Origin of the sequence: Phenylobacterium sp. (genome assembly GCF_030698145.1) — a bacterium.
Taxonomy (GTDB): domain Bacteria; phylum Pseudomonadota; class Alphaproteobacteria; order Caulobacterales; family Caulobacteraceae; genus Phenylobacterium.
Genome location: NZ_JAUYNW010000115.1, coordinates 1 through 12,732 on the forward strand (window position 1 = coordinate 1; position 12,732 = coordinate 12,732).

Below are 12,732 nucleotides of genomic sequence, written 5' to 3' on the forward strand. Positions count from 1 at the left end.
CGTCGACAACTGCTACTTCCCGCTGTTCATCCCCCTGGGCTTCTTCGCCAAGGAGGCCGAGCACGTGGAGGGCTTCGCCAAGGAGATGGCGGTGGTCACCCACCACCGGCTGAAGCTGATCGACGGCAAGCTGCAGCCCGACCCGGACGCCAAGCTCGATGAGCCGCTGATCGTGCGTCCCACCTCCGAGACCATCATCGGCGACGCCTTCTCGCGCTGGATCAAGAGCCACCGAGACCTGCCCATGAAGATCAACCAGTGGGCCAATGTGGTCCGCTGGGAGATGCGCACGCGGCTGTTCCTGCGGACCTCCGAATTTCTCTGGCAGGAGGGCCACACTGCCCATGCCAGCCGCGAGGACGCGCTGAAGTCCACGCTGGAAGCGCTGGAGATGTACCGCGAGTTCTCCGAGACCGTGCTGGCCGTGCCGGTCATCGCCGGCGAGAAGCCGGAGAACGAGCGCTTCCCCGGGGCCGACAACACCTTCTCCATCGAGGCCATGATGCAGGACGGCAAGGCCCTGCAGGCCGGGACCTCGCACTATCTGGGGACCAGTTTCGCCCGCGCCCAGAACATTCGCTACCAGGGCGACGCCGGGGAGCTGGAGTTCTGCCACACCTCCAGCTGGGGCACCTCGACCCGCCTGATCGGCGGACTGATCATGACCCATGGCGACGATGACGGCCTGCGCCTGCCGCCGGCCGTCGCACCGCGCCAGGTGGTGGTGGTGCCCATGCTGCGCGGTAAGCCCGAGGACGCCGAGGTCCTGGCCTATGGCCAGGCGCTGGTGAAGGACCTGGAGCAGCAGTTCGCCCTGGGCGAGCCGATCCGCGCCCTGCTGGACGTCAAGGACCAGAAGTCGGCCGACAAGCGCTGGAACTGGGTGCGCCGCGGCGCGCCGATCATCGTGGAGCTCGGCCCGCGCGACGCCGCCGGCGGTCAGGTGACCTTCATGCGCCGCGACGACCTGCGCGACGGCGACCGGGTGAAGAGCCAGGCCATGAGCCGCGACGACTTCGTCACCGCGGCGCCCGGCCTGCTGGCGGCGATCCAACAGACCCTGTTCGAGGAGGCCAAGGCCAGGCTCGACGCCAACATCGTCACCGACCTGACCACCTTCGACCAGGTGGCCGAGCACTTCGGCCAAGTGGCCGACGAGGACGAGGAGGCGAGCCCCTTCCGCGGCTGGATCCGCGCGTCCTGGTCGCGGCCCAGCGGCGACGAGCTGGAAGCTGTGGTGCAGAAGCTGAAGGCCTTCAAGCTGACCCTGCGCAACGCGCCGATGGATCAGCCCGCGACCTTCGGCCCCTGCATCTTCACCGGCGCGCCGGGCGTCGAGGAGATCCTGATCGGGCGGGCGTACTAGGCCGGCCGCTCGGCCAGGTAGGTCGCGTAGACCGGCTCTTCGTAACTGGCCTGCAGCAGGGTGAACCCGGCCTCGGTGATCAGGCGCTCCATGATCCAGCCGAAGGTGGAGTGCTCGTCGCGCACGTGACAGGCGACGTCTTCGCGCGTGTAGCCGGTTTGCGCCGTCATGTAGCCGATCCAGACCTCCACGGTCCCTGCGACGGCCGCCGGCGCGCAGTTGAAGACCACGTCCTCGAGATAAAGCCGTCCGCCTGGCTTCAGGGCGTCGTGGATCCGCACCAGGGCCGCGGCCTTCCAGAAGTCCGGGAGGTGGTGCAGCGCGAACTTGCTGGTCACAAGGTCGAGATCGGTCGCCTCGAAGGTCAGGAAGCCCGCGTGCCGTCGGTCCAAGGCGACGCCGGCATGGTCGGCCCGCCGCGCGACGGCGCGCAGCATCGCCGCCGAGACGTCAACGGCCTGAACCCGGGCGCCCATGGCGGCGGCTTGGCAGGCCATGATTCCCGTGCCGCACCCGATGTCGGCCATTGCGGTCCCGGCGCCCACGCCAAGTCGTTCGAGCAGGGCGGCGTCCTTTACGGCCGAACCGCCCTGGCGGGCGTCATAGGTCTCGACCTCGCGCTCGTCCTCGAAATCGAGCCCGACCTGTCGCAGATCGTCATAGACCCAGTCGCGATGTTCCATATCTCTCTCCATCGAAGGCGCTGATGGAGGAAACGGGCCGGTGTCCATCCGCGCGGGGCGGGGACCGGCTGTGTTCTCGGGCCTAGCTCAAGGCGCAAGCGTCCGCGGGTCCCAGCAGGGCGGGACTACGTTGCGGACGAGGGCGTTCAGCGGGCTCACAAGGTGAAGCCTAGACCGAACCCGCGGGAAGCGCGAGGCCTCCTAGCCGCCGGTCGAGCGTGCCTGCGCGCGCTGATAAGCCGGTCGCTCCGCCAGGCGCTCGCGATAGGCGACGAGCCGGTCGGGGATCGTCCCGTTCAGCGCGCCGCGCCAGATGCCGAGCGCGGTGCTGACCGCGATGTCGGCCAGGCTGAAGGTGTCGCCCGCGAGATAGGGCTGGTCGCCGAGGACGTCGGAGACGTAACCGAGCGCGTGGGCCATGCGGTCCTCGAGGCCGAGCACCGACCAGTTGCGCTTATCGGCCTCGGGCGCGACGAAGTGCGCGGCCATCAGGGTGTTCATGCTTCCCCCAAGGGTGGCCTCGGTCAGGACGGTCATCTGCAGCACCCGGGCCAGGGCAGACGGATCATCCTTGCCCGGCAGCAGCGGCGTGGGGCCATAGCGCTCAGCCAGGTAGAGCATGATGGCGACGGACTCGTTGATCGCGACCCCGCCCTCGTCCTCCAGGAACGGCACGCCCCCGGCCGGGTTGAGCGCCTGGTAGTCGTCGGGGAACGGGAAGGGGAGGACCTTCACCTCGTAGGGCAGGCCCATCTCCTCACATTGCCAGAAGACCCGCAGGCCCCGCGCGCCGCGGGCGAAGTTGTAGACCTTGATCATTTGCCGCTCCGCACGCGCAGGAAGCCGCCGAGCCAGGTGAGCGGCAGGCCGGTGACGGCCAGCGCGATCGGGTACCAGCGCGGGCCGAGGTCCATGTTCCAGGTGGCGACCACCCCGAGCGTGCCGGCGGCCAGGCCGATGACGCCAAGGATGAAGGCGTGGCGCAGGGGCAGGCTGGGCGCGAGCCTGGCGCAAACATAGCCGCCGAGCACGGTGAAGACGCAGCGATAGGCCAGGGCCAGGGCGTTCAGGCCGGGGTCATACATCGGCTCGCCGTTGGCCGGATAGACCTTCAGCGCGTGGAGCACGGCGTCGGTGGCGGTCGACAGGACCACCACGGTGGCGAAGCCGGCCAGCACGGCGAGGATGCTTCGCCCGATCCGGCGGGGAGGAGACGCGACGTCGACTGTCATGGGAGTTCCTCTGTCTTGGCCGGCGTCGTCCGCCGGGGTTTTGGGGGCTTGGAGAGTTGGCGAAGCGCGTCCTTGCCGCACCAGCGCGCGGCGGGGTCGGTCGAGGCCCCCAGGCGCCGCGCGGTGTCCAGGGCGGCAGCCTTCAGCACCGGGCTCGCCTTGCCGCCGATGGCGCGCAGGGCCCAGTTGACGCCCTTCTTGACGAAGTTCCGGTCGTCCGCGGCTTCGCGCTCGATCAGCGCTAGGCCCTCCAGGAACGGCTGGTCGCCGCCGCCCTTGCCGTGCAGGGCCAGGCAGGCCAGCAGGGCGAAGGCCGCGCGTTTCTGGAACTCGTCGTCGCGATCGGCCCAAGGCGCGACCCTGTCGAAGGCGCCGTCGACCTGGTCGAACAGCTTGAAACAAACCGTGTCGACGATTCCCCAGTTGTCGAAGTCGGTGCACCAGCGGTCCATCTGCTCCGGCGTCACCTGGGCCGGATCGTCGATCAGGCTGGCCAGCATGCGGGCCTCGTACCAGCCGGTGAGCCACAGGGCCTCGGCAAGATCGTGCCGCCGCCCGATGGTCTTGGCGATCTTCTGCATATTGGCCATCGAGACGCCGAAGGCCTTGGGCGCCTCGATGCCGAAGCGGGCCATGTTCTCACGGTCGTGGTTGGTGGCCCTGGCCCGCAGCGCCTCCAGCGCGGCGGCCACCTCGTCCTCCAGCGTGGCCATGGACGCGCGCCCTTGCCCGGCTATTGCGCCAGCAGGGCGTCGAGCCGGGCGTAGCCCGCCTCCATGCCCGCGGCCATGTCGGTGGCCAGCATCCCATCGCGGCTGGCCTTGGAGGCGTAGAGCACGATGGTGGTGAGCGTCGTGCGGCCGTCCCGTTCGGCGAGCAGGCTGGTGACTACCGACTCGTCGGCCGGCTCCGCGCCCTCGAAGAGCTGGGTGGCCACGACCCGTTCGGGCGTGACGATCTCGCGATGGACCCCGCCCATGCCCATCTCCTCGCCGTTCGCGCGGCTCCAGACATAGCGGTAGCGGCCGCCCTCCCTGAAATCGATCTCGCAGACCGGCATGGTCCAGCCCGGCGGCCCCAGCAGCCAGCGGCGGACCAGCTCCGGCTTGCTCATGCAGTCGAACACCAGGCGGCGCGGCGCGTCGAAGTCGCGGACGACGACGATCTCCCGATCGCCCGGCGCCGTGATCTCCAGTGTCTTTTCTATAGTCACGGTGTTCGTCCTTTCGTCTGCTTTTCGTCCGAAGGACGAACCGGTCCGGCGCGATCCGACAGGGGGCCTCAGCTATCGTGGCGGCGGCGGGTCACGGGCAGGCCCTCCTGCGCCTTCAGTTCGTCCAGCAGGTTGTCCAGGCGCTGGAAGTTGGCGTCCCAGACCTGCCGGTAGCGCTCCAGCCAGTCGTTCACGCCAGCCAGGGCCTGCGCCTCGATCCGGCAAGGCCGGCGCTGGGCGTCGCGGCCCCGCGAGATCAGCCCCGCGCGCTCCAGCACCTTCAGGTGCTTGGAGATCGCCGGCTGGCTCATGGCGAACGGCTCGGCCAGCTCCGTCACCGAGGCCTCCCCCGCGACCAGCCGCGCCAGGATCGCCCGCCGGGTGGGGTCCGCGAGAGCCGCGAAGGTGGCGTCAAGGCGGTCAGCGTAACTCATGAATTACCTATTAGTTATAGAACTAAGTGGTTATCAATTAGATGCGCGGTTGAGTCAAGCGGGCTCGCGCCGGCGCTGCTCATTGAGTTAGGCTCGCCGGAAATGGGCGGGAGGACAGGCGATGGCGGACGGTTCGGTGGGCGGCTTCGCGCATGACAGGTTCGCGGGCGCGCGTGAGGCCTTCGCGGCCAACCTGGCCACGGGCGCCGACCTGGGCGCCTCGTTCTGCGCCACACTGGAGGGCGAGACCATCGTCGACCTCTGGGGCGGCTGGGCCGACGAGGCCAGGACGAGGCCCTGGGAAGCCGACACCATCGTCAACGTCTATTCGACCACCAAGACCATGACGGCCCTGACCGCCCTGCTGCTGGCCGACCGGGGCGAGCTCGATTTCGACGCACCGGTGGCCCGGTACTGGCCCGAGTTCGCCGCGGCAGGGAAGGAACGGGTCAAGGTCAGCCACCTTATGAGTCACGCCGCGGGGCTGTCGGGCTGGAAGGAGCCGATCACCGTCGAGGACGTCTATGACTGGGAGAAGGTCACGTCCCTGCTGGCCGCCCAGGCGCCCTATTGGGAGCCTGGGACCCGGAGCGGCTATCACGCGCTAACCCAGGGCTTCCTGGTCGGCGAGGTGGTGCGTCGCATCACCGGCAAGTCGCTGGGCACGGTGTTCCGCCAGGAGATCGCCGAGCCGCTGGGCGCGGACTTTCACATCGGCCTGCCGGCCTCGGAAGACGGCAGGGTCGCCGACCTGATCCCTCCGCCGCCGGGCGGGGCGATCGGTGACGGGGAGCAGTCGCCGCTGGTGGCCAACATGTCCCGCAATCCGGGTATCGACCCCCGGGAGACCCGCACCCGCGCCTGGCGCGCGGCCGAGATCCCGGCCGCGGGCGGGCACGGCAACGCCCGCTCGGTGGCCGAGATCCATGTGCTGCTGGCCAATGGCGGGGTGGCGAAGGGCAAACGGCTGCTGTCGGAGGCCGGGTGCCGCAAGGCCCTGGAGCTGCAGATCGAGGGGACCGACCTGATCCTGGGCGGACCGGCGCGGTTCGGGCTGGGTTTCGGCCTGCCCGGCGCGACCGTGCCGTTGCCCAATCCGAACTCGATATTCTGGGGCGGCTACGGCGGCTCGTTGATCATCATCGACATGGATGCGCGCACGACCATCGGCTACGCGATGAACAAGATGGCCGGCACCACAACGGGCGACATGCGCGCCATGGGTATGGCGATGGCGGTCTGGGGCGCGCTGGCGACTTAGATCAGACGATCTTCGAGCCTTCCTTGCCCCAATAGGCGTCCCGGATCAGGCGCTTGTAGAGCTTTCCGGTCGGGTGGCGCGGCAGCTCCTGCATGAACTCGAACAGGCGCGGCGATTTCACGTGGCTGAGGTTGGCGCGGCAATAGGCGGCGAGTTCGGCCTTCAGGTCCTCGCCGGCGCCGGCCCAGTCGGCGGGCTGGATCACGGCCACCACCTTCTCGCCCATCTCCTCGTCGGGGGCGCCGACCACGGCGGCGTCAGCGACCTTGGGATGGGTGATCAGCAGGTTCTCGATCTCCTGCGGATAGATGTTCACCCCGCCGGAGATGATCATGAAGCTCTTGCGGTCGGTGAGGTAGAGGAAGCCCTCCTCGTCGACCCAGCCCACGTCGCCCAGCGTCGTCCAGCCGTACTTGTTGGTGTTCTCGGCGATCTTCTCAGGAGCGTTGTGATAGACCAGCGGCGCGCCGCCGCCGAAATAGACCGTGCCCTCGGCGCGCGGCGGGACCTCCTCACCATCCTCGCCGACGATGTGCAGCTCGGCGGTCGTGGCCTTGCCCACCGAGCCCTTGTGGGTCAGCCAGTCGTGCGGGCCGATGTAGCAGAAACCGTTGCCCTCGCTGCCGGCGTAGTACTCGTGGATCACCGGGCCCCACCAGGCCATCATCTGCTCCTTCACCGGGATGGGGCAGGGGGCCGCGGCGTGGACGGCCGAGCGCATGGAGGAGACGTCGTACTTGGCGCGGGTCTCGGGCGGCAGCTTCAGCATCCGGACGAAGTGGGTGGGCACGAACTGGCCGACGTCGATCCTGTGCTTCTCGATCAGGCGCAGGGCGTCCTCGGGATCGAACTTCTCCATCTGCACCACCGTGCCGCCCAGGCGCTGGACGCTCATGCACCAGCGCAACGGCGCGGCGTGATAGAGCGGGGCCGGGGACAGGTAGATGCTGTCTTCGCGGAACCCGAACAGGCCCTGGGCCATCATCGCCAGGGGACTGGGGGCGTCGATGGGCGCGCCGGTCAGCGGGGGCTTGATGCCCTTCGGCCGGCCGGTGGTGCCCGACGAATAGAGCATGTCGGCGCCGGCGCTCTCGTCGGCGATAGGCGTGGTCGGCATCGGCGCGCGCGCGGCCTCGAAGCTCGCATAGGGCGGACGGGCGTCACCGACCATGTAGAGCTCCACCCCGGGCAGCAGGGCCGGCATCTCGTCGATCACGGGCCCCACGCCTGAGGACGTGATCAGCACCTTCGCCTCGCAGTCGCCCATGATGTACTCGACCTCGCCCGAGGTCAGCTTGGACGAGACGCAGCAGAAATAGAGGCCCGCGCGCTGGGCGGCCCAGGCGATCTCGAAGAACCGCGGGTGGTTGTCCATCAGGATGGCGATGACGTCGCCGGTCTTCAGGCCCATCGACCGGAACAGGTGCGCGCCCTGGTTGGACCGCTCGTCCAGCTCCTTGTAGGTCACAGTCTCGCCGGACCCGGACATGACGTAGGCGGCGCGATCGGGGTGGGTCTTGGCGTGCGTGGCCGGATGCATGTGTTCTTCCTCGCGGCGGTCCAGGGCGCGGGGCGCCTCGACCGTCCTCCCAAACTTATCGTTGTTCAGTCGAATATGCGGCGCTTGACGGACCGTCCGTCAAGCGGGGCGAAATGCACAAAACGCGAGGGAGACCGCGATGGCCGCGCCGACATTCGAAACCCTGACGCTCGAGGTCGAGGACGGCGTCGCCGTCATGACGCTCAACCGTCCCGAGAAGCTGAACGCCTTCAACACCCAGATGATGAAGGACATGATCGCGGCCTTCGACGTCACCGACGGCGATGACGCCATCAAGGCGGTGATCGTCACCGGGGCCGGTCGCGGCTTCTGCGCCGGCGCCGATCTCTCGGCCGGCGCCCAGACCTTCGACTATGAGGCCCGGGGCGGTGAGGACAAGGCCGCCCGCACCCGCGAAGGCCTGCAGCGCGACGGCGGCGGCCTGGTGACCCTGCGCATCTATGAGAGCCTCAAGCCGGTGATCGCCGCGGTCAACGGACCGGCGGTGGGCATCGGGGTGACCATGCAGCTGGCTATGGACATCCGCATGGCCTCGACCGAGGCGCGGTTCGGCCTGGTCTTCGCGCGCCGCGGGCTCAATCCGGAGGCCGCCTCGTCCTGGTTCCTGCCCAAGCTCGTGGGCGTCCAGACCGCGTTGGAGTGGTGCTACACCGGCCGTGTCTTCCCAGCCCAGGAGGCGCTGGACCGGGGCCTCGTGCGATCCCTGCACGCGCCCGAGGACCTGCTGCCCGCCGCCAAGGCCCTGGCCCGCGAGATCGCCGAGAACACCGCCCCGGTCTCCATCGCCATCACCCGCCAACTGATCTGGCGCATGGCCGGCGCGTCCCATCCCATGGAGGCGCACCGCGCCGACAGCCGCGGCATCCAGGCCCGCGGCGCCATGGCCGACGCCCGCGAGGGGGTGATGTCGTTCCTCGAGAAGCGGCCGCCAGCCTTCCCGAACACGGTTTCCGCCGATCTGCCGGATATTTGGCCTGACTGGGAGCCGCCGCAGTTCCGCTGATCACGGCCGGTTAAGCAGGCTATGGTTCCATCGCGTTCGATTCGTCGGCGGATCGCCCAATGAACCAAGCCGCCCCCTCGTCCGATCACGATTCCGCGCCCGCCGCCGCGCAGGTCTTCCGCGCGCGCGGAGCCCTGCTCAAGCGGATGGCCGACGTGGTCTGCCTGCCGAGCTCGCGGGTGAACGCCTTCGAGCGCTCCATGACCGCCGACCTGCTGGTCGACATGCTGCGCGAGGCCGAGCCGGACGAGCGCAAGAAGGTGGCGCGACGCTTGGCCACCCTCACCGAAATCCCCGCCAGCCTGGTGCGCCTGCTGCTGCGCGACCATGTGGATATCGCCGAGGAGCTGCTGGTCGAGTGCCCGTCGCTATCGGACGCCGACCTGCTGGACTGCGTGCGCCTGACTGACCTCGAACACCGGCGGCTGGTGGCGCTGCGCCGCGGCGTCAACGAGGTGGTCTGCGACGTCCTGATCGAGTTCGGCGAGATCATCGTCATCGAATGCCTGCTGAAGAACGATCTGGCGCGGCTGTCCAACGGCGCGATGGAGGCGATCGTGGCCCTGACCCGTGGCGACTCGCGCCTCACCGCGGCGCTGCTGCGCCGGTCCGAGCTGCGGCCGGCCCATGCCTATGTGATGTTCTGGTGGGCCGACGCCGAGACCCGCCGCACGATCCTCCAGCGGTTCGCGGTCAGCCGCGAGGTGCTGCAGGAGGCGACGGGCGACATCTTCGCCCTGGCCGCCGCGGAGGGCTGGCAGGATCCCCTGTCGCGCAAGGCCCTGCAGTTCATCGAACGGCGCCAGCGCAATCGCGCGGCCATCGACAAGAGCCCGTTCGACAGCCTCGAGGCCGCCGTCTCGGCCGCCCAGGACGGCCTGACCCGTGAGATCGCCGAGGAGATCTCCTATCTCTCGGGCCTCAAGCCCATGACCGGCGCCAAGATTTTCACCGATCCGGGTGGGGAGCCGCTGGCGATCCTGTGCAAGGCCACGGGCTTGCCGCGCCAGGCTCTCCGCGCCCTGTGGCGAGGCCTCAAAAGGCCCGAGATCGAAGACAGCGGCGCATTGTCGCAGGCGCTGGATCGGGTGATGACCACCTACGACATGATCGCGGTCGACCGGGCGCAAACCGTGCTGCGCTACTGGAACTGGTCGCTGACCTCGGCCCTCACGCCGGCGCTGTTGCGGGCGATCCGCGACGGTGATGAAGACGGTGTCGACGAATACTCGGCGCCCCAAAGGGCGGCGATGCTGGCGCTTTCAAAGGAATTTGGCCGCTGATCTTGTCAATTCGCGCAATGAGCGAGTGACATCTCCGTGGTTGCGCTTGCAACCGTTCGGTGCGGCGCAGCAGTTCTGTGAAGACAGAGAACGTGTTCGTTTAGCCGGTCAACTGAGTTCCAGCCTTGTGCTTGCGCCAAGACCGATATATTCACGGCTCAACTGATGTCGTGAATCAGTCATCCCCCAAATTGTGCAACGCACTCACGGAACCGAGAAATATGGACGAGAAATCGGAAGTCATTGAGATGGCGGCGGATATTGTATCCGCTTACGTCGGGAACAATTCGGTCGCGGCGGCCGATCTTCCCAATCTAATCCAGAGTGTCCACCGCGCCCTCGCGGGGATATCCTCGGGATCGGATGTTCAGGAAGCCGCCCCGAAGGAACCTGCGGTGCCGGTGCGCCGCTCCATCACCCCGGACCACCTCGTTTGCCTTGAGGATGGTCGGAAGTTCAAGTCGCTGAAGCGCCACCTTCGCACGAAGTACAATATGAGCCCCGAAGAATACCGGGCCAAGTGGGGCCTGCCGAAGGACTATCCGATGGTCGCGCCGAACTACGCCAAGGCGCGCTCGGACCTGGCCAAGCAGATGGGCCTGGGCCAAGGCGGCCGTCAGGCGCCGCGCAAGCGGACCAAGTAGGCCTCCAAAATATTCCCAACTCTTCGGAAACGCCCGCCCTTCGGCGGGCGTTTTCATTTGTGCGACGGGATCTCTACGGCGGCGCTTCGCCACCTTTTGGCCTGATTTCTCGTCGCACCCCCCGTTTTCCGCTTGCCGCAGAATCGCCGGGCGGGCGATAAGTGATTCGTCGTGATTCCAAGGGGTTGTTAAGGAATCTGAATATGGCCGCACAGATCGGAGCTTCCGCGGCGGCCGCCCGCGCACATGAAGAACTCTATGCCTATTGGTCGGGGCTGCGCCATGGGCCGCACCTGCCTGGCCGCGGCGATATCCGGCCCGAGGACTTCAAGCGCCTGCTGCCGACGGTCAGCCTGATCGACGTACGCCGCGACCCGTTGGACTTCCGCCTGCGGCTGGCCGGCACCGGCCTCTACAGCGTCTATGGCCGCGAGATCACCGGCCGCAGCCTGACCGAGGTCTACAACTCAGCGGCCGCGGAATACTGGCGCACAGAACTGACCAAACTGGTCGAGGACCGCCGTCCGGCGGTGGGGGTGCACAACCTCGCCTGGCGCGGCGCGGCGCACCTGTCGATCCTGTGGCTGCGCCTGCCGCTGGCCACCAACGGCAAGGATGTCGACATGATCATGGGCTACGACGCCGTGGTCGGGGTCCAGGGCGACACCATCAGCGGAATCCGCGCGGCTTAGCCTAAGCCGCTGCCGCTAAGGCCTCGGCGTCGCGGCGCACGCGCCCCACCATCGAGGCCAGGCCGTTCGACCTTTGCGCGGAGAGGTGGCCGCTGAGCCCCAGCTTGTCGAACGCCGCCTTGGCGTCGAAGGCCAGGATCGCCTCGGGCGGACGCCCGGAATACAGCCGCAGCAGCACCGCGATCAGGCCGCGCACGATGTGAGCGTCGGAATCGCCGCGGAAGTCGACCGTGCCGTCCTCCTGGGGCTGGGTCACCAGCCAGACCTGGCTGGCGCAGCCGCGCACTTTGTTGGCGTCGTTGCGCTCGGCGTCGGTGAGCGGGGCCAATTCACGGCCAAGGTCGATCACGTAGCGATAGCGCTCTTCCCAATCGCCCAGCAGCTCGAATTCCTGGGCGAGCTCTTCAAGGTCGTGATCGATGTCTGTCATGTCACCGGCGACTTAGGGATCGCGGGCGGCGGGCGCAACCGGCGTTCAGGCCGCGGGCAGCCGAACGGTCGCGGTCAAGCCTCGTCCGGGCTCCGAGTGCAGCCTCAGCCGACCGTTCATCGCCAGGCACAGCAGGTTGACGATCGGCAGGCCGAGGCCCGCGCCTTCGCTGCGGCGCGTCAAGGCGTTCTCGCCCTGCTCGAAGGGCTGGAGCAGGCGAGGGAGGTCGGCGGGTTCGACACCCGGCCCCTGGTCGATGATCTGGATCTCCACCTCGCCGTCATGGCTGGAGGCGTGGATCCGCACCGTGGCGTCCTCCGGCCCGAAGGTCACGGCGTTCTGAATGAGGTTGGTGAGCACGTTGCGCAGGCCGCGCGCGTCGGCGATGACGGCGGGCAGCGCGCCCTGACCCTCCACCATGATCGTCGTGCGCCGCGTGGCGATGTCCTCGCGCAGGCCGTCCAGCACGTCGTCCAGGGCGTGGTCGAGGGCCTCGGGCCGCAGGTCCATGTCCATGGCCCGGCCTTCCAGCCGCGCGATCTCAAGGATTTGGTTGACCAGCTTCAGGAGGCGGTTGCCGCTGGTGCGGATTATCCCCGCATATTCCTTGTACTGCGGCGCGCCCAGCGGGCCGTACAGCTCCGCGGCGATGATCTCGGAGAAGCCCAGGATCGAGTTCAGCGGCGTGCGTAGCTCGTGGCTGACCATTCGCAGGAAGGATCGCTTGGTCTCGTCAAGGGCGGCTTCGCGACGGGCGCGGGGACTGAGGCGCGCGGGTTCGGGCGCGGTCGCGTGCGGTTCGTCGGGGTCTTGCGGAAGGAAAGCCGCCTGGGCCATGGGAAACCGAACGCCTCGAAGGCTTGACACGAAAACCCTAGCCCCACGCGCTTACGAATTCGTTTCTGTGGAAGATCATGCATTTGCCTGGTC

The 12,732-nt window shown here is 68.1% G+C and carries 15 protein-coding genes; 6 read left to right on the forward strand and 9 right to left on the reverse strand.

Annotation, left to right across the window (positions count from 1 at the left end; all coding sequences use genetic code 11):
* On the forward strand, window positions 1-1,366 hold a 1,366-nt coding region (locus tag Q8Q77_RS17015), incomplete at its 5' end, for an aminoacyl--tRNA ligase-related protein (RefSeq protein WP_305584844.1).
* Here Q8Q77_RS17015 and Q8Q77_RS17020 read toward each other — a convergent pair.
* The 6 genes from Q8Q77_RS17020 to Q8Q77_RS17045 all read right to left on the reverse strand — a co-directional run bounded on the left by Q8Q77_RS17020 (window position 1,363) and on the right by Q8Q77_RS17045 (window position 4,928).
* Entirely contained in the window at window positions 1,363-2,049 is a 687-nt protein-coding gene (locus tag Q8Q77_RS17020; protein ID WP_305584845.1) for a class I SAM-dependent methyltransferase, read from the reverse strand. The two genes, Q8Q77_RS17015 and Q8Q77_RS17020, sit on opposite strands and share 4 nt — an antisense overlap.
* A gap of 201 nt (window positions 2,050-2,250) precedes the next feature.
* On the reverse strand, window positions 2,251-2,868 hold the full coding sequence (locus Q8Q77_RS17025; protein ID WP_305584846.1) for a glutathione S-transferase family protein: 618 nt from the start codon (window positions 2,866-2,868) through the stop codon (window positions 2,251-2,253).
* Complete coding sequence (locus Q8Q77_RS17030) at window positions 2,865-3,281, reverse strand: hypothetical protein (RefSeq protein WP_305584847.1); 417 nt, start codon at window positions 3,279-3,281, stop codon at window positions 2,865-2,867. The genes Q8Q77_RS17025 and Q8Q77_RS17030 overlap by 4 nt, the downstream gene beginning before the upstream one ends.
* Entirely contained in the window at window positions 3,278-3,994 is a 717-nt protein-coding gene (locus Q8Q77_RS17035; protein ID WP_305584848.1) for a DNA alkylation repair protein, read from the reverse strand. The genes Q8Q77_RS17030 and Q8Q77_RS17035 overlap by 4 nt, the downstream gene beginning before the upstream one ends.
* Window positions 3,995-4,014: 20 nt before the next feature.
* The gene (locus Q8Q77_RS17040) at window positions 4,015-4,494 is read right to left on the reverse strand and encodes an SRPBCC family protein (RefSeq protein ID WP_305584849.1); all 480 of its coding nucleotides are present in this window, start codon (window positions 4,492-4,494) and stop codon (window positions 4,015-4,017) included.
* A 68-nt stretch (window positions 4,495-4,562) separates the two neighbouring features.
* Window positions 4,563-4,928 (reverse strand): helix-turn-helix transcriptional regulator, encoded by a 366-nt coding sequence (locus Q8Q77_RS17045; RefSeq protein WP_305584850.1) that lies wholly within the window; start codon window positions 4,926-4,928, stop codon window positions 4,563-4,565.
* 121 nt (window positions 4,929-5,049) lie between these two features.
* On the opposite strand from Q8Q77_RS17045, the gene Q8Q77_RS17050 reads away from it, so the two are divergent.
* Entirely contained in the window at window positions 5,050-6,189 is a 1,140-nt protein-coding gene (locus Q8Q77_RS17050; RefSeq protein ID WP_305584851.1) for a serine hydrolase domain-containing protein, read from the forward strand.
* Between the two features lies 1 nt (window position 6,190).
* Here the strand turns inward: Q8Q77_RS17050 and Q8Q77_RS17055 are convergent, their stop codons facing one another.
* Entirely contained in the window at window positions 6,191-7,729 is a 1,539-nt protein-coding gene (locus tag Q8Q77_RS17055; protein WP_305584853.1) for an acyl-CoA synthetase, read from the reverse strand.
* Between the two features lie 139 nt (window positions 7,730-7,868).
* On the opposite strand from Q8Q77_RS17055, the gene Q8Q77_RS17060 reads away from it, so the two are divergent.
* The 4 genes from Q8Q77_RS17060 (at window position 7,869) to Q8Q77_RS17075 (ending at window position 11,372) form a co-directional block, all read left to right on the forward strand.
* Window positions 7,869-8,753 (forward strand): crotonase/enoyl-CoA hydratase family protein, encoded by an 885-nt coding sequence (locus Q8Q77_RS17060; protein WP_305584855.1) that lies wholly within the window; start codon window positions 7,869-7,871, stop codon window positions 8,751-8,753.
* 59 nt (window positions 8,754-8,812) lie between these two features.
* The gene (locus Q8Q77_RS17065) at window positions 8,813-10,036 is read left to right on the forward strand and encodes a DUF2336 domain-containing protein (RefSeq protein ID WP_305584857.1); all 1,224 of its coding nucleotides are present in this window, start codon (window positions 8,813-8,815) and stop codon (window positions 10,034-10,036) included.
* Window positions 10,037-10,257: 221 nt separating this feature from the next.
* The gene (locus Q8Q77_RS17070) at window positions 10,258-10,680 is read left to right on the forward strand and encodes a MucR family transcriptional regulator (RefSeq protein ID WP_305584859.1); all 423 of its coding nucleotides are present in this window, start codon (window positions 10,258-10,260) and stop codon (window positions 10,678-10,680) included.
* 203 nt (window positions 10,681-10,883) lie between these two features.
* Window positions 10,884-11,372, forward strand: a complete 489-nt coding sequence (locus Q8Q77_RS17075; protein WP_305584861.1) for a PAS domain-containing protein — start codon at window positions 10,884-10,886, stop codon at window positions 11,370-11,372.
* Between the two features lies 1 nt (window position 11,373).
* Here the strand turns inward: Q8Q77_RS17075 and Q8Q77_RS17080 are convergent, their stop codons facing one another.
* Window positions 11,374-11,802, reverse strand: coding sequence for a SufE family protein (locus tag Q8Q77_RS17080; protein WP_305584863.1), 429 nt, complete (start codon window positions 11,800-11,802; stop codon window positions 11,374-11,376).
* A 45-nt stretch (window positions 11,803-11,847) separates the two neighbouring features.
* Complete coding sequence (locus tag Q8Q77_RS17085; protein ID WP_305584864.1) at window positions 11,848-12,639, reverse strand: sensor histidine kinase KdpD; 792 nt, start codon at window positions 12,637-12,639, stop codon at window positions 11,848-11,850.
* Between the last annotated feature and the right edge of the window lie 93 nt (window positions 12,640-12,732).

Excerpts from the sequence above, each read along its gene's own strand:
- Q8Q77_RS17045 (WP_305584850.1), bottom strand. The coding sequence starts at position 4,928 with ATGAGTTACGCTGACCGCCTTGACGCCACCTTCGCGGCTCTCGCGGAC.
- Q8Q77_RS17050 (WP_305584851.1), top strand. The coding sequence starts at position 5,050 with ATGGCGGACGGTTCGGTGGGCGGCTTCGCGCATGACAGGTTCGCGGGC.
- Q8Q77_RS17065 (WP_305584857.1), top strand. The coding sequence starts at position 8,813 with ATGAACCAAGCCGCCCCCTCGTCCGATCACGATTCCGCGCCCGCCGCC.
- Q8Q77_RS17055 (WP_305584853.1), bottom strand. The coding sequence starts at position 7,729 with ATGCATCCGGCCACGCACGCCAAGACCCACCCCGATCGCGCCGCCTAC.
- Q8Q77_RS17030 (WP_305584847.1), bottom strand. The coding sequence starts at position 3,281 with ATGACAGTCGACGTCGCGTCTCCTCCCCGCCGGATCGGGCGAAGCATC.
- Q8Q77_RS17060 (WP_305584855.1), top strand. The coding sequence starts at position 7,869 with ATGGCCGCGCCGACATTCGAAACCCTGACGCTCGAGGTCGAGGACGGC.
- Q8Q77_RS17035 (WP_305584848.1), bottom strand. The coding sequence starts at position 3,994 with ATGGCCACGCTGGAGGACGAGGTGGCCGCCGCGCTGGAGGCGCTGCGG.
- Q8Q77_RS17085 (WP_305584864.1), bottom strand. The coding sequence starts at position 12,639 with ATGGCCCAGGCGGCTTTCCTTCCGCAAGACCCCGACGAACCGCACGCG.
- Q8Q77_RS17075 (WP_305584861.1), top strand. The coding sequence starts at position 10,884 with ATGGCCGCACAGATCGGAGCTTCCGCGGCGGCCGCCCGCGCACATGAA.
- Q8Q77_RS17020 (WP_305584845.1), bottom strand. The coding sequence starts at position 2,049 with ATGGAACATCGCGACTGGGTCTATGACGATCTGCGACAGGTCGGGCTC.
- Q8Q77_RS17080 (WP_305584863.1), bottom strand. The coding sequence starts at position 11,802 with ATGACAGACATCGATCACGACCTTGAAGAGCTCGCCCAGGAATTCGAG.
- Q8Q77_RS17070 (WP_305584859.1), top strand. The coding sequence starts at position 10,258 with ATGGACGAGAAATCGGAAGTCATTGAGATGGCGGCGGATATTGTATCC.
- Q8Q77_RS17025 (WP_305584846.1), bottom strand. The coding sequence starts at position 2,868 with ATGATCAAGGTCTACAACTTCGCCCGCGGCGCGCGGGGCCTGCGGGTC.